Annotated in this window: 15 protein-coding genes; 10 read left to right on the plus strand and 5 right to left on the minus strand. The window is 38.4% G+C overall.

Features of this window, described 5'->3' with window-relative positions:
* The first annotated feature begins 139 nt into the window (after positions 1–139).
* The 6 genes from lspA (at position 140) to fadD (ending at position 5,563) form a co-directional block, all read left to right on the plus strand.
* Positions 140–673, plus strand: coding sequence for a signal peptidase II (gene lspA / locus CXF85_RS01535; RefSeq protein WP_101226754.1), 534 nt, complete (start codon positions 140–142; stop codon positions 671–673).
* Positions 674–675: 2 nt separating this feature from the next.
* The gene (gene fkpB, locus CXF85_RS01540) at positions 676–1,119 is read left to right on the plus strand and encodes an FKBP-type peptidyl-prolyl cis-trans isomerase (RefSeq protein ID WP_101226755.1); all 444 of its coding nucleotides are present in this window, start codon (positions 676–678) and stop codon (positions 1,117–1,119) included.
* Between the two features lie 195 nt (positions 1,120–1,314).
* Complete coding sequence (tsaB, locus tag CXF85_RS01545) at positions 1,315–2,022, plus strand: tRNA (adenosine(37)-N6)-threonylcarbamoyltransferase complex dimerization subunit type 1 TsaB (protein WP_101226756.1); 708 nt, start codon at positions 1,315–1,317, stop codon at positions 2,020–2,022.
* 75 nt (positions 2,023–2,097) lie between these two features.
* Positions 2,098–2,778 carry a M50 family metallopeptidase gene (locus CXF85_RS01550; protein ID WP_101226757.1) on the plus strand — a complete coding sequence of 227 codons (681 nt, stop codon included), beginning with the start codon at positions 2,098–2,100 and terminating at the stop codon, positions 2,776–2,778.
* Positions 2,779–2,863: 85 nt separating this feature from the next.
* The gene (locus CXF85_RS01555; RefSeq protein ID WP_101226758.1) at positions 2,864–3,790 is read left to right on the plus strand and encodes an alpha/beta hydrolase; all 927 of its coding nucleotides are present in this window, start codon (positions 2,864–2,866) and stop codon (positions 3,788–3,790) included.
* Between the two features lie 117 nt (positions 3,791–3,907).
* Positions 3,908–5,563: a long-chain-fatty-acid--CoA ligase FadD gene (gene fadD / locus CXF85_RS01560; protein ID WP_101226759.1), complete on the plus strand. Its 1,656-nt coding sequence runs from the start codon at positions 3,908–3,910 to the stop codon at positions 5,561–5,563.
* 116 nt (positions 5,564–5,679) lie between these two features.
* On the opposite strand, the gene CXF85_RS01565 is transcribed toward fadD, so the two are convergent.
* Entirely contained in the window at positions 5,680–6,417 is a 738-nt protein-coding gene (locus tag CXF85_RS01565) for a YciK family oxidoreductase (RefSeq protein WP_101226760.1), read from the minus strand.
* 258 nt (positions 6,418–6,675) lie between these two features.
* Here CXF85_RS01565 and CXF85_RS01570 point away from each other — a divergent pair, with 258 nt between their 5' ends.
* Positions 6,676–9,099: a VolA/Pla-1 family phospholipase gene (locus CXF85_RS01570; protein WP_101226761.1), complete on the plus strand. Its 2,424-nt coding sequence runs from the start codon at positions 6,676–6,678 to the stop codon at positions 9,097–9,099.
* A gap of 160 nt (positions 9,100–9,259) precedes the next feature.
* Positions 9,260–10,324 carry a protease SohB gene (sohB, locus tag CXF85_RS01575; protein ID WP_101226762.1) on the plus strand — a complete coding sequence of 355 codons (1,065 nt, stop codon included), beginning with the start codon at positions 9,260–9,262 and terminating at the stop codon, positions 10,322–10,324.
* A 122-nt stretch (positions 10,325–10,446) separates the two neighbouring features.
* On the opposite strand, the gene CXF85_RS01580 is transcribed toward sohB, so the two are convergent.
* Positions 10,447–11,808 (minus strand): dicarboxylate/amino acid:cation symporter, encoded by a 1,362-nt coding sequence (locus CXF85_RS01580; protein ID WP_101226763.1) that lies wholly within the window; start codon positions 11,806–11,808, stop codon positions 10,447–10,449.
* Between the two features lie 263 nt (positions 11,809–12,071).
* Here CXF85_RS01580 and CXF85_RS23035 point away from each other — a divergent pair, with 263 nt between their 5' ends.
* Positions 12,072–16,457 (plus strand): beta strand repeat-containing protein, encoded by a 4,386-nt coding sequence (locus tag CXF85_RS23035; RefSeq protein ID WP_101226764.1) that lies wholly within the window; start codon positions 12,072–12,074, stop codon positions 16,455–16,457.
* A gap of 120 nt (positions 16,458–16,577) precedes the next feature.
* On the opposite strand, the gene CXF85_RS01590 is transcribed toward CXF85_RS23035, so the two are convergent.
* Positions 16,578–17,684 (minus strand): arginase family protein, encoded by a 1,107-nt coding sequence (locus CXF85_RS01590; protein ID WP_101226765.1) that lies wholly within the window; start codon positions 17,682–17,684, stop codon positions 16,578–16,580.
* 415 nt (positions 17,685–18,099) lie between these two features.
* Between CXF85_RS01590 and topA the strand changes: the two genes are divergently transcribed.
* Positions 18,100–20,817, plus strand: a complete 2,718-nt coding sequence (gene topA / locus CXF85_RS01595; RefSeq protein WP_101226766.1) for a type I DNA topoisomerase — start codon at positions 18,100–18,102, stop codon at positions 20,815–20,817.
* A gap of 74 nt (positions 20,818–20,891) precedes the next feature.
* On the opposite strand, the gene CXF85_RS01600 is transcribed toward topA, so the two are convergent.
* Both CXF85_RS01600 and CXF85_RS01605 read right to left on the minus strand, forming a co-directional pair.
* Positions 20,892–21,260 carry a ribosome recycling factor family protein gene (locus CXF85_RS01600; RefSeq protein WP_101226767.1) on the minus strand — a complete coding sequence of 123 codons (369 nt, stop codon included), beginning with the start codon at positions 21,258–21,260 and terminating at the stop codon, positions 20,892–20,894.
* Positions 21,261–21,383: 123 nt separating this feature from the next.
* Positions 21,384–22,154 carry a hypothetical protein gene (locus CXF85_RS01605; protein WP_101226768.1) on the minus strand — a complete coding sequence of 257 codons (771 nt, stop codon included), beginning with the start codon at positions 22,152–22,154 and terminating at the stop codon, positions 21,384–21,386.
* Positions 22,155–22,213: the final 59 nt, after the last annotated feature.

The raw sequence follows: 22,213 nt of genomic DNA on the forward strand, positions 1-22,213 counted from the left end.
TCCTGCGTTATTGATTTGAACAATAGAATAACTATTCTCTGCAATCAATGCCTTGTATAAAAGCCTTTTAACTCTCGCTGAGTGCGAATAAACTTAATGAAATTGGTATTCTTTTATTGTGGAATGGGAATTGTCATAAGTGAAAAAATTATTTAATGAAACAGGTTTACGCTGGTTGTGGTTAACACTACTTTGTTTGATCATTGACCAAGTAACTAAGCATTGGGTTGCCGGAACGTTTGACTATCGTGAAACTTTGTCAGTGTTACCTTTTTTTAACCTAACATACGTTCACAATCCCGGAGCAGCCTTTAGCTTTTTAGCTGATCAAGGTGGTTGGCAGCGTTGGTTCTTTACTGCTATTGCCAGTATCGCCAGTATTGTTTTTCTCGTTTGGATGGCAAAAACCCCTAAACAACAGCGCTTATTAAGTATTGCTTTTGCTTTCATTTTAAGTGGCGCGGTAGGTAACTTAATCGATAGAGCCTTATTTGGTTATGTTATCGATTTTCTCGATTTTCATTGGGCTGGCTATCATTTTGCTGCGTTTAATATTGCTGATTCTGCTATTTTTATTGGTGCTGCTTTAATGATTTTTGAATCCTTCACGAATAAAGAAAGTGATAACGAAAAAGACGAAAAGAAGAATAAAACAAATAAGGTAGAGATGTAATAATGACCGATTCAACGCACACACAGATCCAAAGTGACTCAAGCATTCTTGTTCATATAACTATGAAGTTAAGTGATGGCTCTGCTGCTGATAGTACTAAAGTAAATAATAAACCAGCAAAAATCATTATGGGTGATAACAGTATTTCTCCTGCTTTTGAAGCTGAATTAATTGGCATGAATAAAGGCGATTCAAGAGAATTTACCCTTGAAGCAAAAGATTCTTTTGGTGAGACTAATCCAGACAATATTCATTATATGGGTCTTGATAAATTTTCTGCTGAAGTACCAGCAGAAATAGGTAATATTATTACTTTTTCTCAACCCGGTGGTGAGTTACCAGGCATGATTAAAGAAATTAATGGTGACTCTGTTACTATCGATTTTAATCACCCACTTGCAGGTCAAACAGTTACATTCGTTATAGACTTAGTCGACATCCTTTAAGTTATCCGCTTAATTACTTCTTGCTCTTTGTTGCGAAGCTTTACTTCGATAAATGGTACATAGAAAAACTATGCATCAGTCCTCGCGCCGGGAGCAAGATAGCATTTAATTCGGATAAATATTAATTTAATTATTTTATTATTTTTAAAAGATAATCTTAAAATATCAACCAACTTATATAGGTAAGTAAATATAGTGAATTATTTGGCTCTTGATGCTTCAACGGAAGCATGTTCTGTTGCACTACAAGTAAACGGTAAAACCTTTTCTCGATATGAGCTTTGCCCACAGTCGCATAGTTTACATCTACTACCCATGATAGATGCAGTGCTTAATGAGGCTGGAATAAAACTAGCCGAACTTGATGGTCTTGTTTTTGGTCAAGGACCAGGTAGTTTTACTGGTGTTCGTATTGGTGTTGGTGTGGCGCAAGGCCTAGCCTTTTCGGCTAACTTACCCGTTGTAGGTGTTTCTAGCTTACAGGCTATGGCACAATTGGCATATATAAAACATGGTCAGAAAGAAGTTATTGCTGCAATAGATGCCCGTATGTCTGAAGTTTATAATGGCTATTTTGTCCTTGATGAAAATAATATTATGCAAGCACAACAAGCTGAAGCGGTTACACCACCAGAGAAGCTAACAGAACATCTTTCATCAGTAGCTATTGCCTCTTTCTATGCTGTTGGCACAGGTTGGGATGCGTACTCTGAAAAATTAGGTGAACAGTTGTTATCATTGAAAATCAATGAAGGCAGCCCATATGTGTTATTCCCGACAGCAGAAGCTATGTTGAGTATTGGTAAAGTAAAATTAGAGCAAGGGCAGGGCGTATCAGCCGAAGATGCTCAGCCGGTATATGTTAGAGATACAGTTTCTTGGAAAAAGCTTCCAGGTAAATAAAAACTATTTTGGTCAGTAAATTGTGATCAGTTAATTCTGGAATAAAACTATAGCAGCATATTATGGTAGTACATTATGACGAGTAGCCGACAAAATACTAAATCCAGCTTTTGGAAAAAATATCAATTATATTTCCTCTTGGTGGCTGCGATTGTCATCAGACAAATTCCTATCGTCTCTATCCCGCTGAATTGGTTGGAAACATACTTTCATGAAATAAGTCATGGTATTGCTGCATTGCTTACGGGTGGTGAAATCATCAATATCCAGTTGTTTGCTACAGGTGCAGGGCTATGTACTACTCAAGGTGGCTTAAGCTTCTTTATTACCTTCTTTGGTTATGCTGGAGCAACTGTTTGGGGTTGGCTACTGTTCAAACTGGCGAATAGTCATCAACGTACCGCACAAATTTTTTCTGGCGTGATGATCGTTTTACTGCTTGCTTCAATCGTCTTATGGGCAAGAGATTTACTTACTATGATTATTATCGGGAGCTTAGCGGTGATGTTTGTATTCACTGTAAAAATGCGTCGATTATATTATCTACAGTTATTGTTAAAGTTTTTTGGTTTAAGTATTTTGTTAAATAGTTTATTTAGTCCAACGTACTTATTTGATGGTCGTGATTTAGGCGATGGTGCCGCCTTAGCTTCAATGACCATGGTTCCTGAATTAGTTTGGGTATTATTATGGTGCGTGTTAGCGATTGCAGCCCTGTATTCCTTAATTAAAACCAATAAAAAGTCCCATGCTTAAAGCAAAATATTAACTTAAAGGTGCCGTTTTAAAGTTCTAATCTTAAAGTGTGGTTTCAGCTGTGAATTTTCAGAGGTATAACTCTATGGCAGATAACAATGAAATTGATGAGCTTAGCTATCAGTTAGGTGATTTAACACTTGCCGCAATCGGTTGTGGGAATAAACGTCATCAACCAGTGTTATGCTTACATGGCTACTTGGATAATGCCGCGAGCTTTTTACCTTTAATACAGCAAATAGCGCAAGAAAGTAACTCATTTTCCAATAGACGTATTATCGCACTAGATTGGCCAGGTCATGGTCATTCAGATCATCGTAGTGTTGGTGCTCATTATCATTTTTTTGATTATGTGAGTGATTTAGTCGCGCTATTTGAACTGAATAATTGGAAAAAAATTGATATCGTGGCTCATTCAATGGGCGCAATGATTGCGAGTGCATTTGCTGCTGCTTTTCCTGAAAAAGTAAAGTCCTTGACGTTAATTGACTCGTTTGGCTTTATTTGTGCGCCAGCAGAGCAAACAACTCATCAGCTACGAAAAGGCATATTGAGCCGAGTAAAGTCAGTTAAGTCTAGCCGTTCTTTTACTGAAGAAACTGCCATTAAAGCACGATTAAATGTGTCTGATTTAAATCCGGAACATGCTAAGTTAATCGTCCAAAGATCATTGATAGAAGTTGAAATTAAGACCGATGACACAATAAATCGTAACCAAGCTAGTATTTTATATCGTTGGCGTTCAGATCCGCGTTTACGTACGGTTTCACCTTATCGATTAAGTCTAGCGCAAGCACAACAATTGTTTGGTGATATTAAATGCCCCTTACAATTGATATTTGGCGATAAAGGCATGAAAATGGTTACAACAGGATTGGAACATTTTTCTTCCGGTGTTGATAACCTATCAACGTCCAAGTTAGTAGGTGGTCACCATGTTCATATGGAACAAACGAAGGAATTATCATCTTTAATTAGCCATTTTATCAGTAAAATTCAAACAAGCGTTTAAATTTGTGGCGTATTACTAGAAAATTTGATAAAACTGTATTATTGAAATATGAGTTGCTGCAAATAAAATGATTATTAAAATAAATAGCAACATAATTACCTATTGAGGAAAGTCGTTGTGGAAAAAATTTGGTTAGAGAAAAGTTACCCTAGTGATGTACCGTTTGAAATAGATGCGGATAAATATCCATCCATTGTGGCTATGTTCACAAAATATTCTACAAAGTATAGTGATAAAACTGCTTTCATTAATATGGGCGCTTCAATTACCTATGAAGAGCTGTCAATTCAAGCAACCGCTTTTGCAGCATACTTACAACAAGATTTAGGTTTAGAGCGAGGCGATAAATTTGCCATTATGGTACCTAACTGCTTACAGTATCCTATCGCTTTATTTGGCGCTTTATTAGCAGGACTTACTGTTGTAAACGTAAATCCTTTATACACGGCCCGTGAACTTGAGCATCAATTAAAAGACTCTGACGCTAAAGCAATGCTGATTATAGAGAACTTTGCACAAACCCTTGAAAAAGTGGTGGATAAAACCGCAGTGAAACATGTCATCATGACATCACTAGGTGATCGCTTGGGCTTAGTCAAAGGTACGGTAGTAAACTGTGTTGTTAAATACGTGAAAAAAATGGTACCCGCTTTCAATCTCCCTCATGCGGTACGTTTTAATACTACTTTATCACGCGGTTTAGGACTTACATTATCGCCGGTAGAGTTGTGCGGTGATGATCTGGCCTTTTTACAATATACCGGTGGAACAACGGGCTTATCTAAAGGCGCAATGTTAACTCACCGAAATATGGTAGCCAATTTACAACAAGCTAAAGCGGCCATTTTCCCAATGTTAGAAGAAGGCCAAGAGTTAGTGGTAACTGCTTTACCGCTTTATCATATCTTTGCTTTGACGGCGAATTGCCTAACATTCTTTACTATGGGCGGTACCAATTTATTGATTACCAACCCAAGAGATATGCCTAACTTTGTTAAAGAATTATCAAAGTATCCGTTTACCGCGATTACGGGCGTAAATACTTTATTTAACGGCTTATTGAATACCCCTGGTTTTAGTGACCTTAACTTTAGTACTCTTAAAATGTCGCTTGGCGGCGGAATGGCAGTGCAACGACCAGTAGCTGAACGCTGGCAAGCCGTTACAGGTACCCGTTTGTTAGAAGGCTATGGCTTAACTGAATGTGCACCTTTAGTAACGATAAGCCCTTACAATCTTGAAGCCTATGACGGCAGTATAGGTCTTCCTGCCGCTTCAACTGATGTTAAAATCATGCGTGAAGATGGTAGTGAAGCGGATATTGGTGAGTCAGGCGAAATGTGTGTTAAAGGCCCTCAAGTCATGACAGGTTATTACAAATGTGAAGAAGCTACTGCTGAAGTATTAAAAGATGGCTGGTTTGCTACGGGTGATATTGCCATGATGGATGATAGAGGTTTTTTCACTATTGTTGATCGTAAAAAAGACATGATTATTGTTTCTGGCTTTAATGTTTACCCAAATGAAATTGAAGAAGTACTTGCCATGCATGAAGGGGTCTTAGAATCTGCAGCTATTGGTATACCTCACGAAGTTTCAGGTGAGATAGTCAAAATATTTGTGGTGAAAAAATCGGATGATTTAGATGAAGAAACACTTATCAAACATTGCCGTGAAAATTTAACTAACTATAAAGTACCAAAATTAGTTGAGTTTAGAAAAGAACTACCTAAAACGAATGTCGGTAAAATATTAAGAAGAGAACTTCGCTAGGACGTTAATAGTAAAGCCGATATGAATTCCGTAATGAATTCATATCAAGCAATAAAAAAGGCAAGCTGTAATAGCTTGCCTTTTTTGTTGGTTATTCAGGTGTATCAAATTGGCTTCTATTGAGCTTTTAAGGTTTGACCATTTACTTCTAGGCTATCATCAGACATTAAATAGACATATAGAGGCATGATATCTTCTGGTGTAGCAAGTTCGTCTTTATCTTCAGCAGGGAAGGCACACGAACGCATATTGGTATTGGTAGCGCCAGGATTAATCGCGTTAGTACGTAAATTTGATTCTTCATATTCATCTGCAATAACCTGCATCATGCCTTCTGTGGCAAATTTAGAGATGCTATATTGGCCCCAGTAAGCTCTACCTTGGCTACCAACACCTGACGAAGTAAATATTAAGGAAGCATTAGGTGCTAATAATAACGTCGGTATTAATGTTTGAGCTAATAAACATTGTGCGGTTACGTTGACTTTCATTACATCATTAAATACTTGCTCATGCATTTGAGTGAACGGTGTTAGTTCGCCTAAAATAGAGGCATTAAGTAATACACCATCAAGTTTTCCGAATTGACTGACAATTGTCGAAGACATATCAATATAGTTTTGTTTAGTCGCACCTTTTAAATCAAGGGGGATAATCGCGGGCTCTGCTTTGCCTAAAGCAACAATTTCATCATACACAGCTTCAAGTTTACTTACCGTTTTACCTAATAGAATGACGGTAGCACCAAGTTGCGCATAAGTTAAAGCGGCAGTGCGGCCAATACCAGCACCAGCGCCCGTTACTAGAATAGTTTTGTTGGTTAAACAAGCATCTTTTATTGAATAATTATACATCTTGGGATCTTATTGCTGTGAGTGAGGAAATTACTTGGCTATTCTACGCGTTGGTATTTTCATTGACGAGCAAAAAGTTTATTTTGGTTACTAAATAGAACAAAAAAGTAAAAAATCACTGGAACCTTGTGACATCTTGGGGTAACTTTAACTGGTCATACTAGTTATTCAAACAATAGTTTGAATTTTGGTTTGACTGATAAAATAAAAATAACATAAAAAACACATAATAAATATTACGGCATTGGGGAATTTAACATGAAAAAGCTAGCTCTCAGTCTTGCGATTATTAGCGCACTTGGTTTAAGTGCTTGTGATAGCGAAACTATCGAAGATGTAAAAAAAGAAGTCGCAGATAATGGTACTGCTGTTACCTCCCTTGCACGAGTCGTTTTTGATCCCGGTGCAGCTACACCACGTTTATCTATCCCTAATGACTTATTATTTTCAGGAACACAAGATGGTACGCTTGCACTACCAATGGAAGATCCAAATGATGGGAGTGACCCAGCTGTTGCAATGAGTGCACTTGACGGTTGGTCGGTTAGTAATCCTTTTGTTCTTAATGTCGATTTACCACAAGATACAACACTAGATGCTGTATCAGTAATGAATCCGGCTTCAGTACGTATTTTTGAAACACTAATGGGTCAAGATATAGGTTGTGAAGCTGTACCTCGCGGCGCAGCTTGTAAAGTGGTTAATGAATTAACTTTTGGGGTTGATTTTGTTGCACAAGCTTCTAGCAAAGGTATTGTTATTGCTCCACTCAAGCCTCTCGAAGGTAAAACAACTTACATTGTTGCTTTAACTAATAATATCCAAGATAGTGATGGTAAAGCGATAGCTGCTTCCATTACCTATGATCTTGTTCGACAAGATATAACGACTAAGCCATTAGCTACTGAAAGTCAGTTAATGCTCCAAGGCGTAATTAACAGTTACGAAAGTGCTATTGTTGCCGCCGGTGCTGATAGTGATAGCCTTATTTATACTATGGCGATGACCACTCAATCTACTACAGACTCTCTGAATGCTATTAAAGGGTTAATGGCCGCCAATTTAGCAAGAGGCCAAATGCCAACTATAGCAATTACAGATACAGGAATGTCTGCTGCTGATATATTAACGGGGAAAATTCCAGATCAACTCATCCCTGTATATAGCGCTGCTAATTATATGACAGGTTCTATAACGCTTCCTTATTACTTAGCAATACCTAGTGCTGAAAACCCGCTTGCCCCAACAAATGATTGGTGGAAAGCGTTATGTGACTCAGGCGCTATGTTAGCCGGACTTGCCGCGACGAACCCTGCTGCCATTCCAGTGGAACCAGTACCTGATAGTAATGACGCTACTTGTATGGCTATATCACAAGCGCAAGGATTACCTGCTCCAGGTCTGCGTGATTTAGGTATTGATACCGAGCGTAATATCACTAAATTTAACCCTGTGCCAGCACCACGGGCTATGATGCCTATAGACATACAAATGACCACGCCAAACTTAGCTATAGCTAACGCAGTTCGTGCTGGCATGGCGAATCCGTTACCTCCTTTAGTTAAACCCGATGCCGGCTGGCCTATTGTTATTCTACAACATGGATTATCTGGTTATAAAGAGCAAATGTTATCAGTAACAGGCGCGTTATCTATTTATGGTATTGCTACGGTGGCTATAGACGCACCATTACATGGTTCTCGTGGTTTTGACTTAGATGGCGATGGCAATGATGATATTAATGGTAGCGACACTACGCTCCATTACATTAACTTAGCTAGCTTATTAACCGCTCGAGATAACTTTCGCCAAACCATAGCTGATACTTTAGGTTTACGTTTTGGATTGAATTTTATGGGGGCGGCTGATGTTAATGGTGACCCGCTTGATTTAATGTTAGATCAAAGCAATGTGCATTATTTTGGTATCTCTTTAGGTGGCATAATGGGCATAAGCATTAATGCTATGGCTAACACTGAATTAGCCCCGCAAGTTGATGGACTATTTAAGATAAATACTGCTTCGCTATCTGTACCTGGCTTAATGTTAGCTAACTTTGGTATGGAATCACCTGCTTTTGGTAGTTTGGTTAAGTCTAATCTTGTCTATAAAAGCTCAGATGACTTCAAAGCCTTTGTTGATATGACATTTCCAAATGGTTTTACTCAAGACCAATTAACAGCAACTTATGAAGCATTTTACGATAGTCTATCTATCGAAGAGCAAGCCGAGCTGAATGGGGTTTTTGCTCAGTTTACTTTTGCGGCACAAACGGTTACAGACTCAGGTGATCCTATTAGCTATGTAACTGATTTAGCGGCGACTAGTACACCTATAATGTTAACGGAAGTGATTGGTAATGGCAGTGACAATTTGCCAGACCAAGTGGTAATTAATACGACACCAAACACACCGATGGGTGGTACAGAGCCGGCTATTGCTTTGTTAAATCTACCTAGCATTTCAACCACAACATATGACGCGGAAATACCTGTGTCTGGCGCTGTTCGTTATCTTTTTGGTCACCATGGTTCAGTGTTAACACCTATGGCTATTCCAGGAGTAGCTCCAGATGCAGAAATGACAGCAAGAGCGACGCAACAAATGCAAAGTCAGTTAGTTAGCTTTATTTTGAGTATGGGGCATCAGATTTCAGTAACAGATGAAGCTATTGTTCAATAACGTTTCATTATAAACCTGTTTTAAAAAAGCCCTCTTTTGAGGGCTTTTTTTTGCCTGTTTTTTACACTATTTTATCAATGGTTTTCAAGACATAAAAATAGTGTAGAATTACGGCAATTATTTTATCCCTATATTTACCAATATATCCTCAGGAGTTACCTTGGAATTTTTATACGAATACGGTTTGTTTTTAGCGAAAGCTATTACTTTTGTTTTGGCTGTTATTGCCATTATTATTGCCATTGCAGGTGCTGCTACTAAACAACATCACAAAAAAGGTGAGCTTGATATCACCGACTTATCGGAACAGTTTATCGAGACTGAAGAAGATATTATTCATGCGTTATTGAGTAAAGAAGAATTTAAAGAAAAAGAAAAAGCCGACAAAAAACAAGAAAAACTAAAAGCTAAAGCCGACAAGGCAAATGCAAAATTGGCTAAATCAGGTGATGAAAGCGCAAAAGAGCCTAACAAAGCGCATGTTTTCGTGGTTGATTTTAACGGTAGTATTGATGCTAAAGAAGTCAGCTCTTTACGTGAAGAAGTTACAGCGATACTTTCAGTAGCGAAACCTGAAGATGAAGTTTTTGTTCGCTTAGAGAGTGGCGGTGGTATGGTGCATGGTTATGGTTTAGCTTCGTCACAACTTGACCGTATTCGTCAGCATAATATTCCTCTAACAGTATCAGTAGATAAAGTCGCTGCTAGTGGTGGTTATATGATGGCTTGTGTAGCAAACAATATTATATCAGCACCTTTTGCCATTTTAGGCTCTATTGGTGTGATTGCTCAAGTACCGAACTTTAATAAGTTATTGAAAAAGCATGATATTGATTTTGAACAATTTACTGCAGGTGAATTTAAACGCACAGTAACTATGTTCGGTGAGAATACCGAAAAGGGTAAAGAAAAGTTCATCGAAGAATTAGAAGAAACGCACGTCTTATTTAAAAACTTTGTAAGTGAACGTAGACCGACTTTAGATATGGTAAAAGTAGCAACGGGTGAACATTGGTTTGGTACAACCGCCTTGGAGCTAGGTCTAGTAGATAGCATTCAAACCAGTGATGATTACTTACAAGGTAAGAGTAAAAGCCATAAAGTCGTTGCTATTAAGTATGAAGTGAAAAAAGGCTTGGCTGAAAAGTTCTCTAAAGCCGCTTCTCTATCAGCGGAAAGCTTTTTAGGAAAGTTATTACAACGTAATAGTATTTTCCCGGGGTAATAGTTGGTTAGTTAATACCACTAACCGAGTTAATACACATAATAGACACATTGAAAAAGCCTTGCTGAGTTTACTCCGCAAGGCTTTTTTTTGTTCAGAAATCGTTAACTGTTCTGTTGGGCCTAATTGTCTTTTAGGTGTTTAAAGTCGATCTCTTCAATGTTATGACCCGCTTGTGGATCTAGATACATTTCATTGTCAAATTGATCTTCACTCTTGGCAACTACAATACTCACCATACTATCACCGGTAACATTAACAGCGGTACGTGTCATATCTAGTAATCTATCAACACCAATAATAAGTGCAATACCTTCAACAGGTAAACCTACTTGCTCTAGTACCATTGCTAGCATAATTAAGCCAACACCAGGAACACCTGCGGTACCTATAGAGGCGAGGGTAGCGGTTAGAACAACGGTTAAGTAGTCGGCTAGCGTTAAATCTTGAGTAAATACCTGGGCTATAAATACAGTCGCAACACCTTGCATAATTGCTGTGCCATCCATATTAATAGTGGCACCTAGTGGTACAGTAAATGAAGCAATAGAGTTTTTAACACCCATTTTTTTCGTTGCTGTTTCTAGAGTGACAGGGATGGTGGCATTGGAGCTCGCTGTAGAGAAAGCAAAAATAGTAGCATCGCGCATTTTCTTTAAAAAGATTAATGGGTTTAAACCAGTAAGTAATTTTAAAATAACAGGGTAAGTAACTAACGCATGAATAATAAGAACAAAGAATACCACTAAGAAATATTCAATTAAATTACCGAAGGTAGTTAGTGAAACTGTGGTAAATAACGTTGCCAATAATGCAAATACGCCATAAGGAGCAATATTCATTAAAATAGTTACCAAACGCATGATAACTTCACTTAGGTCTTCGAAGAATGAAGCAATACGCTCACCAGCTTTCCCTGAAAGCGCAATAGCAATACCAAAGAGTAATGCAAAAACGATTACTTGTAGCATATTTCCTTGAGCGAATGATTCAAAAGGATTCGTTGGGAACATTTGAATAATGACTTGTGCTAAAGAAGGTGCCTCTCTACCAGAAAAACTACTGTTAGCGACCATGTTTACCCCTTCACCAGGAGCAATAATCAAAGCAATAAATATGGCGAAGCTAATCGCGATGGCTGTAGTAGCAAGGTATAAAGCGACAGCTTTGCCACCGATACGGCCAAGCTTGCTAGTGTCTTTTAATGAACAGACTCCGCAAACTAGAGATACAAAAACTAAGGGTACAACCAACATACGTAAGCTGGCCATAAAAACTTGGCCTATGACTTCTAATATGCCATCTACAAAGAAGCCTTTTAAAGAAAGCTCAAATAAATAGAGGTTGATAACTTTGTCTGAGCCATTAGGCATCAGCCACTGAAAAAATGTACCTAATAAAATACCGGCAACCATACCGATAACAATACGGCTGGTTAAACTGGTTTTATTTGGCGTAGGGGACGTTGTTTTATCAATTGTCATAGGTCTATGTTACTTCAGCTAAGTGGTAAGTTAAGTTGTAATTATTATACATATATTACACATCCAAGTTCAGCGTTAAGGTTAGCAATAATTGCCTAGATTAAAAACTACTTTATTTTGAGTTTGTTAGAGTAGTTATAAGTAAAAACAGCTGAACTTGGTAAGTGTTTGTAATTTTTTTTTAATAAGCAGTACCTTTTTGTTATTTATCAGTTAATATGAGTTATTAAGTATATTTAAAAAATGAAATTTGGGATCCCTTTATGCAGCTAATTCGACGTTTTAGTTTTACCATGTTATTGATGTCTATGATGACACTTGTAGCATGTGGTGGTGGAGATGGTGGTGATCTAACCGGTGGTAATGATGGTGGAAGCCCAGAGGGTGTCACTTTAACAGTGATAAAATCCGATGGTGATTTATCAGCCGCAAATAATGTAACTGTTATTGCTACTGTACTTGATAATGGAAGTGCCGTAGTCAATAAAACGGTAACCTTTGCCTTAGCAGTTGAAGGCTCTGCCAAACTAGATCCTATAGCTGGTACTGCAACAACAGATGCCAATGGTCTTGCCAGTATCGATGTAAAAGTAACAGACGTAAAAGGCTCTGTTAATGTTATCGCCAGCTACGATGGTGCGACTGATAATATTAGCTTTGATAGTGACGGAGACGGAGACGGAGACGGTTCAGTAGTATCGGGTAATGTACTAACTATCTCAAGTTTTACTAATAATACTTCAATCTCCAATGCGACTCCTGCGATAGTAACAATTCATTTCGAAGAATCTGATGGCACAGACTTAAATAATAAGGTGATTAGTTTTACCTCAACTTTAGGTGTGTTTGATCCTGCTACGGGAACAGCACTCACCAATAGCACAGGTGATGCAAGGATTACACTTTCTGCAGGTACAGTTGAAGGTGCGGGTATTTTAACTGCTAGCTCGAATGACGGTGATGTGGTTACTCAAGGTTTCTTTTCTGAAGGTGATGGCTCTGAGCTGGGTGGTGATACCTTAACTATCACTAGTTTTACTAATAGTACATCTATTTCTAATGCAAACCCAGCAACTATCAGTATTCATTTTGAACAAGCTGATGGCACTGATTTATCAAATGAAGTGATCACCTTTACCTCCACGTTAGGTGTGCTTGATCCTAAGACAGGTACAGTACTTACTAACAGTACAGGTGATGCAACGATTACACTCTCTGCTGGTACAGTCGAAGGTGCAGGTGTTTTGACTGCTAGTTCGAATGCTGGAGATGTGGTTACTCAAGGCTTCTTTACTGAAGGTGATGGTTCTGAGCTGGGTGGTGATACTTTAACTATTACTAGTTTTACCAACAGTACGTCTATTTCTAATGCAAACCCAGCAACTATCAGTATTCATTTTGAACAAGCGGATGGCACTGATTTAGCAAATGAAGTGGTGACCTTTACCTCCACGTTAGGTGTTCTTGATCCTATTATAGGCACAGTACTTACTAATAGTACTGGTGATGCAACGATCACACTCTCTGCAGGTACCGTCGAAGGTGCAGGTGTTTTAACTGCTAGATCAAATGCGGGTGATGTGGTTACTCAAGGTTTCTTTACACTAGGTGATAGTGTTGGCACAGGCGTTAATATTAGTTTGGTGTTAACTGATACTAATGGTGATGTGGTTGAGCAAATAAGTAGTATATCTTCTGGTAAAATTACAGCAACAGTTACAGGGGTAAATAAAGCTGTAATTGTTACTTTTAACACCGACATCGGTAGTATTCCTATTTCAACAGCAATCGCTACAACAGGAAGTGGTTATATTGCCGTAGTTGATCTTTTAGCTGGTAATTCTCTTGGTGCAGGTACTGTGACTGCAGAATTAGCAACAGGTGAATCAGAGGATTTAGTTTTCTCAATTGGAGCTTCATCGTTAGGTATAGGCTCTGCTCTTGTTGCGGGTGTACCTAATGGCATGATAGATGTTCCCGCTACCTCAATATCAGCAGGTGCTACAGCAGGTTTATCTGTTAGCATTTGGGATATATCAACAACCCCAGCTACTTTATTTACTACTGAAACAGTGGAAGTTACCTTCTCATCAGGTTGTAGTGGCCTATCGACACCTACCGCAATTATTGACTCCCCAGTAGCAACCATCGCAGGTGTTGCTCAAAGTACTTATTTATCACAAGGTTGTGAAGGAGATGATCTTGTTACTGCAACAGCAAATGCAGGAGGAACGGTTTTATCTGCTACAGGGACAGTAACAATCAACTCAGCAGACTCTGGTAGCATTGAATTTGTTTCGGCAACACCCGAACTTATTAGCTTAAAAGGTGTTGGTGGTACTGAAAGTTCGACAGTAGTATTTAGAGTGAGAGATACCAATGGCAATGTTGTAGCTAATGAGACTGTTAACTTTTCATTGAATACTGAAGTTGGCGGCATTGTTTTGAGTCCGTCATCAGCAGAAACTGATAGTAATGGTTTGGTTCAAACCGTAGTTAATTCAGGCACAGTGCATGCTAGTGTTCGAGTTAGAGCTGAGTTTGAATTCCCTGTAGGTACAGCAATATTCACACAATCTAATCTTCTAGTTATTTCAACGGGCATCCCAGACCAAGATAGTTTTAGTTTGTCTGCCGATGTATTTAATCCAGAAGCTTGGAATGTAGATGGTACAGAAGTCACCATAACGGCAAGGTTAGCAGATGCATTTAATAACCCTGCGCCTGATGGTACGGCTGTTGCCTTTACTACTGAAGGTGGGGCAATAGAAGATTCTTGTGTTACCACTAAAGGAGTATGTTCTGTTATTTGGACTAGTCAAAATGTTCGACCAGAAGGGCAAGAATTAGGCGAAGTTAATGATGGCCCTACATTGATTAAAAGTGTTGCTGATATCAGTAAAGGTTTTGATTTTAGAGATAAAGAAATTACCTTTTCGATAACAACGACGGATGGAGTTGATAATAATATTTCGTTAAGTACAAATTTCGAATCTAAAGCTGATTTACTCGCTTCAATCAATGCTTTACTTGTTAATTCAGGTGTTAAAGCCGTATCTGGTTTTGAAAATGTGTTTGAATTGATCTCAACTGATGGTTTAGATATCACTATTGCAGATACCTCTATTGGATCAGTTACTACGCTGGATGTTTTAGGTATAGCTAACGGTACTACTTATTATAATGATGCTACTCAAGTTTTAGGATTAAATCGTATTAATAGTATTCGTGATGGTAAGGACTTTTCTTTGGGAAATGATATCGAGTTTACTGTCACAACCGATGAAGGGACGGTTGCCGTCCCAGAAGTTATGGTCGATACGGTAACCTTAGACGAAAATTACAGTACTACGTCAGCTATCGTCTCAGCTGTTAATGCAGCTTTAATAAATACTTCTGTCGTTGCGTCTGAGTTTTCTGAAAATGGTAAAAGTTATCTTAAGCTAACAACACCTACAGACATCGGTATTTTACTCGCTGATCAAGGTGCCAGTAGTACAACGTCTGCTGAATTAGGTATTAGTGATGGTGAGGCTACTTTTTTTGTAGGAACCAGTGTACTGAAAATTATCTATGCAGGTAAAGATTTTAGTAGTAACGATATTGAATTCACCGTTGAAACTAGTGCTGGTACGGATACTGTGACTTTAAGTACAATTTTCGATAGTCCCAGCGCTATTGTGGACAAAGTTAATTTGGATCTTATAAATTCATCTGTAGTTGCTTCAGAGTTTATCTATGCAGGAAATAGTTATTTATTGCTTGAATCACCGACTCGTCTCGATATGAAAATAACTAATGGGGCAGGAAGCAGCTCGACAGTCGCTGAATTGGGACTTGCTGATGGTACAACGTTTGCTTCTAGAATTAATAGTGCTTCACCACAAACTTCCAACTTTATGGCGCAAAAATATGGTGGCAGAGCGACTATTTCAGCAACGGCTATTGGTGAAGAATCATTCCCAGACTTTAATGGTAATGGTCTTTATGACAATAGTGAGAAAGATGCATTTTTAGGAAATAATGGCAATGCAGGACTTGATGTTAATGGTACTCCTTATGATTTAACCGAATCTTTTGTTGATTATAATGAAGATGGTATTTATAACCCTGATCCTTCCGCTGCTGATGGTGAAAGAGCCGGTGGTGAAGTAGGTGGTCAACAAGAGAAATTCGATGACTTTAACTCAAGTAGCGATTTTGATTTAGAAGATAACCAATACAACGGGTCATTATGTGGTGATGCAGATAATTGCTCTACTAAAAAGTCAATTAATGTTAGAGGCTCTTTAGTATTGGTAATGTCTGGAAGTAATCCAAGGTTTGTTACTAATTATCCTACCGATGGTGCAAGTATTAACATAGTTCAAGATGGTACTGCTGCAGCGTCAGTCACTATTGCTGATTTCCATAATCAACCTATGCCTGCAGGAACAATAGTTAGTTTTGATGCTGCTGTTGGATCTGTCAAGGGGATAAGTTCATACACATGGCCTAGTACAAGCTTTAATGGTGGTAGTAGTTTTTCTGTAACAGTTGAAGGTGTTAAAGACAAAAATATCAGTGGACCACTTGTGGTTACTGTAACAACGCCTTTAGGTGTAGCTACCTCGTATACGGTTGCTATCATTAGTATAACAACCAGTTAATCTTTACTATTAAATGCAAAAAAAAGGCTCCTTAGGAGCCTTTTTTATATCTGATAATTTCTGAACTAAATAAGTATCTATACAGGATGATTAATAATAATCAAGTAACTAAAGATTAAACTACTTGGCCATTTCTTTAAGTAAAAACGCTGAAATATCAGCCCCTACTTTTAAGGTCTTTTCTTGTCCTGCGACACCTTGACCACAACTATCAGTAAAAGGGGCTATCTCCATCATGTCAGCACCCGTAATTGGGTACTTAGCCGCTAAGGCACGTAATATGTCCATGGCATCATCGGGCATTAATCCATCCGGCTCAGGAGTACCTGTAGCACAGGCAAAACTATCATCAATAGCGTCTATATCAAAACTGACATAAAGTTCATCAATATTTCCACCTTCTAATTGGCTAAGAATGTTATCTACTGTTTGACTGATACCATGGGCTTTAATATCTTTTGCCCAATGTTGTCTAACACCAAAGGTATCCTCCCAATGACTTTGTGGTCTACCGCTAGAGCGAATGCCTACTTGAATTAGGTGATGCTTTTCATGTAGGTCATCTAAAATGTGGGTACACCAAGAGCCAAAACATAAATCAATACCCAAGCGTTCTACTAATAAATCGGTATGTGCATCAAAATGTATTATTGCCGCGCGTTTACCTTGTTGCTTTTTAGCTTGTAAGTAGGCTTTAGTTAACGGGTAACTGACACTATGATCGCCACCAATGCCAAAAATACCTTTTTCAGGGAATTCAGCGTAGAAGTCATGTAAAACGTCTTCAGTAATACTTAATGGACTAATAGGATAATCACTATGTTCATCTTGGTATAAAGCTTTTTTACAGTTAGCTATCGTCGCTTCATTTAAATATTTATCAGATAATAAGTGTGGGATAACACGTACATCACCTAAATCAAAAGCGGTTAACTCCGGATACTGCTCTAATAAAGTCGCGCGTAAAAATAATGGTCCCCAATTCGCGCCACGTAAAATTCCACCGCCACAATCTGACGCTATACCTAAAATAACCGCTTTAGATGCCTCTGGTAGTTGATTTAATGATGTTTTCCATAAATCTTCAACTCCGATGGCTTGTCCGAAAATTGTTTTATGTAATTGCTCCTTACGCTCTTTAGCGGTATTTACAGTAAATACGCCATTGCCAGGAGGACACAGGCAATTGCTGAGTTTGTTATAAAATGTTGATGTTATTGGTGTCATTTGAGCTCTCTATTAGATTATTTATAGGGGTGATCGATTGAGGAATGTGAGCCCCATACTTTCATTATTTAAAGTTTTTTAACATTATGCTCTTATGTTTTATCGTAAAGTCGATTATGATTGCCGCTAAATGTAGGCAAAATGTGACTAAGCGCACAGTGATATCAATTATGCCTATTATAGCTAAAACCAGTAACAGGGTGAATAGCATTCACTGAGAAGTAAAATTATTACTTGTCAGTTTGCATATTTATAGATATACCTATAAATAGTTATGCAAAAAATAATTTTAAATAAAATATTTTTTTTATCGCTAGCAAGGTCATAACAAGTACGCTCGCACTTTGTTGACTAAATTAGCGTTTGAATAAAAAGACAAAAATAATTTGTCTTTATCGAAGGATTATAAATTTTTATGGCAAAATCACTAGTTATTGTCGAGTCGCCAGCCAAAGCGAAAACAATTAATAAATATCTAGGTAATGACTTTATTGTAAAGTCGAGTGTTGGTCACGTACGTGATCTTCCCCATAGTAGCACCGGTAAAAAAGTTGCGGCTAAGTCTCCGGCTGAAGTACGTAAAATGGAACCGGCAGCAAAAGCTAAATACAAAGCCAAGCGTGATAAACAAGCGTTGGTTAATCGTATGGGCATTGACCCCGATAAAAATTGGGCAGCCAATTATCAAATACTACCAGGTAAAGAAAAAGTTGTTGCAGAACTTCAAAAGTTAGCAGAGAAAGCCGACATCATCTATCTCGCAACCGATTTGGATCGCGAGGGAGAAGCGATTGCCTGGCATTTAAAAGAAATTATTGGTGGAGACGATGAAAAATTCCGTCGTGTAGTTTTTAATGAAATAACTGAAACGTCAATTCAACAAGCGTTCTCTACGCCAGGTGAATTAAGTATGCCGGGTGTTAATGCTCAGCAAGCAAGACGTTTTCTCGATCGTGTCGTTGGCTTTATGGTCAGCCCATTATTGTGGAAAAAAGTAGCCCGTGGTTTATCTGCAGGACGTGTTCAATCTGTTGCAGTAAAATTAGTTGTTGAAAAAGAGCGTGAAATCAAAGCATTTGACCCAAAAGAGTTTTGGGAAATTGCTGCGGATACTCACGCATCAACAGGTGAAGTACTCGCGCTTGATGTTACCCATGAAAATGGAAAACCATTTAAGCCGACTAATGAAAAACAGACGAATGCGGCTTTAGCGATTTTGAAACCAGCAGATTATGCTGTGAGTAAACGTGAAGATAAGCCATCAAAAAGTACACCGTCTGCACCGTTCATTACCTCTACATTACAGCAAGCAGCTAGTACTAAATTAGGCTACGGCGTTAAACGTACTATGGGCTTAGCTCAGCGTTTGTATGAAGCGGGTCATATAACTTATATGCGTACTGATTCAACCAATCTAAGTAAAGATGCGGTAGAAATGTGTCGCAATTACATTGCTGATAGCTTTGGCGAAAACTATTTACCTGAAAATGCAAAAGTTTATGGCTCTAAAGCCGGTGCTCAAGAGGCGCATGAGGCAATACGCCCATCAAACGTTAAACTTGAAGCGGCATTTCTTGAGGGTATTGAACCCGATGCTAAGAGACTTTATGAACTAATTTGGCGTCAGTTTGTTGCCTGTCAAATGACCGCTGCTCGTTATACAGTCAGCACATTAACTATTAGTGCTGCTAGCTTTGATTTAAAAGCTAAAGGCCGAGTGATGCAGTTTGATGGTTGGACAATTGTTCATCCACAGCTGAGTAAAGGCGATGATACACATTTACCTGACTTGCAAGTTGGCGAAGTATTAACGTTAGATAATATTGAACCCACCCAGCACTTTACTAAGCCGCCAGCACGTTTCGGTGAAGCATCATTGGTAAAAGAGTTAGAAAAACGCTCTATCGGTAGACCTTCAACGTATGCGTCAATTATTTCAACGATTCAAGATCGCGGTTATGTTCGGTTAGACAAAAAACGTTTTTACGCTGAAAAAATGGGTGAAATTGTTACTAACAGTTTATCTGGTAGCTTTGAAAAATTAATGAGCTATGAATTCACCTCGAATATGGAACAAGAGCTTGATGAAATAGCAGGTGGTACTGCTGATTGGAAAGGTGTCTTAGATGAGTTTTATAAAAACTTTACCAAACAATTATCAAAAGCTGACCAACCATCTGAAGATGGTGGTATGCAAACCAATGAACCGGTATTAACTGATATAGATTGTCCTACCTGTAATCGTAAAATGGGCATTCGAACGGCTCAAACTGGTGTGTTCTTAGGTTGCTCTGGTTATGCGCTACCACCAAAAGAACGTTGTACAAAAACGATGAACTTAACGGCGGGTGAAGAAGCTGAAAGTGTTTTAGCTGAAGATGCTGAAACTGAAGCGCTTATGGCTATGCGTCGTTGTGATAAATGTGGCACCGCAATGGACAGCTACCTTATTGACGAAACGCGAAAATTACATGTCTGTGGTAATAACCCCGTATGTGATGGCATTGAAGTTGAAAAGGGCGAGTTTAAAATTAAAGGTTATGATGGACCTATTTTAGATTGTGACCGTTGTGAAGAGCCAATGGAATTGAAGTCTGGCCGTTTTGGCAAGTATTTTGATTGTACTAATGAAGAATGTAAAAATACCCGTAAGTTATTAGCGAGTGGTGAAGCCGCGCCGCCAAAAGAAGACCCTGTGCAACTGCCTGAACTTGAGTGTGAAAAATCTGAAGCACACTTTGTTCTACGTGATGGCGCAGCGGGTATCTTTTTAGCGGCACACACTTTTCCACGTTCTCGTGAAACACGAGCACCTAAGGTTGCTGAGCTACAACGTTTTAGAGACCGTATATCAGAAAAATTCTATTACTTAGCTGATGCACCAGCAAAAGATAACGAAGGGAATTTGTCGGTAGTACGTTACAGCCGTAAAACGAAAGAGCAGTACGTAATGACAGAGATTGCTACTGAGGAAGGTAAGCCTAAAGCAACTGGTTGGACTGCTAAATATATTGAGGGCAAGTGGGTAGAAGATATCCCTAAGCCGAAAAAGAAAGCAGCTAAAAAACCAGCGGTAAAGAAAACAGCAACAAAGAAAAAACCAAAAAAGACAGATGATAAGTCTGCTGAATAAGCTAACTCAGCGCTGAAAAAAATAGGTACCGTTGGTACCTATTTTTTTGTGCTCAATAAACTGCACAGATAAGGCTAATCTATTCCCTCTAACTCATCTAATACTTTTCGTGCTTGTGCTAATGTACAATCCGTTTGTGCCATCAATGCAGCGATAGTCAGAGGATTAAGGCGACTTGCTAGTGTTACTAGACTTTCATGACTTAAGTGTTGGTATTCTTTCTTAAGGCGTTTTGACAGCCATAGCCAGCTGACTTCATTATCATTTTCTATAAACGTTACTATGGATTGTAATTGTTTTGGTGTTGCTTGCAATTGCCAATTTCTAGAGCGGCCTATACGACTCAGCTGGCAGCCTTGTTGCCTAATATACAGCTTTAGAGCGTAAGATTTCATTGTTCGGCGTAAAAATGAGGGGAGGTTAATCGAGTTAATTATTTCCACAGCATTAATCGTTTTGAATGGTTTAGGTAAGTTTGGGATGATTCGATATATATCCAAGACACATGAAGTTGTGTATATCAGCTGAAACAAACATCTTCATGTGATTTGAGGGCAAGTAATAAACTACCACTTCTTCTTTGGTTGAAATAATAAATCGAGTTCATTCTCTTCACTTTTTGCTTTTTTCGCGGCATCTTTGGCATTGGTATGCTTTAAAGCATCAGTGATATCTTCTAATTGTTGTGCAACATCAGCTTGCCTAGTTGTTACATAATCATTTTTTACTGTGGTGCTGGCTAAACTTTGCAAAGCTTTTTCAAAGTACTGTCTAGCAGAGCCAAGCATTTCTTTATTAAAAGCCATAGTACCGCGTTTAACTAAGCTTTCAATATTGATTTTTAATTGCATGACAGCTAAGCGTTGATCTTCTGCAGAGAAGGTCTGTGCGTCTAAAGCACCTTTACTTTGTTCTGACTTAAGCACTGCACGTAATTTTTTAATACATTGTAGGATAGCAACGAGTTGTTGCTCGTTATCTGGCAAGGTAAAGCTTTCTTCTGCAGCGCTTTGATTATCAGCCAGATCTTCCGAAGCTTTTAATCGTGATGATAATTCCTGTACTCTTTTTTTAATACCTTTTACAACAGGCATAAGTTCTTGCATTGTTTTAGCTGCATTTAAACTACGGCGGTTTAATATTTTGATAATATTTGGGTTGCTAGGCAGGTTAGCTAAATTTAGTATTAGCTCCTCACTTTCATCAATAATCGCTTTTTGCTTCGATACTTTAATGCGCTTTTCGGCTTCTAATTTTTCTTTATGTTGTTGAATGGAAGTTACCACAACAACAATAATGATTAAGGCAATAATTAAGCCAACAATAATAGCAACCATTTAAGATTCTCTTGAATAAATAAACTACTAAGCAGTCTACAAAAAATGCTTTGTTTAGC

This window comes from Colwellia sp. 75C3 (assembly GCF_002836255.1).
Taxonomy (GTDB): Bacteria; Pseudomonadota; Gammaproteobacteria; order Enterobacterales; family Alteromonadaceae; genus Colwellia.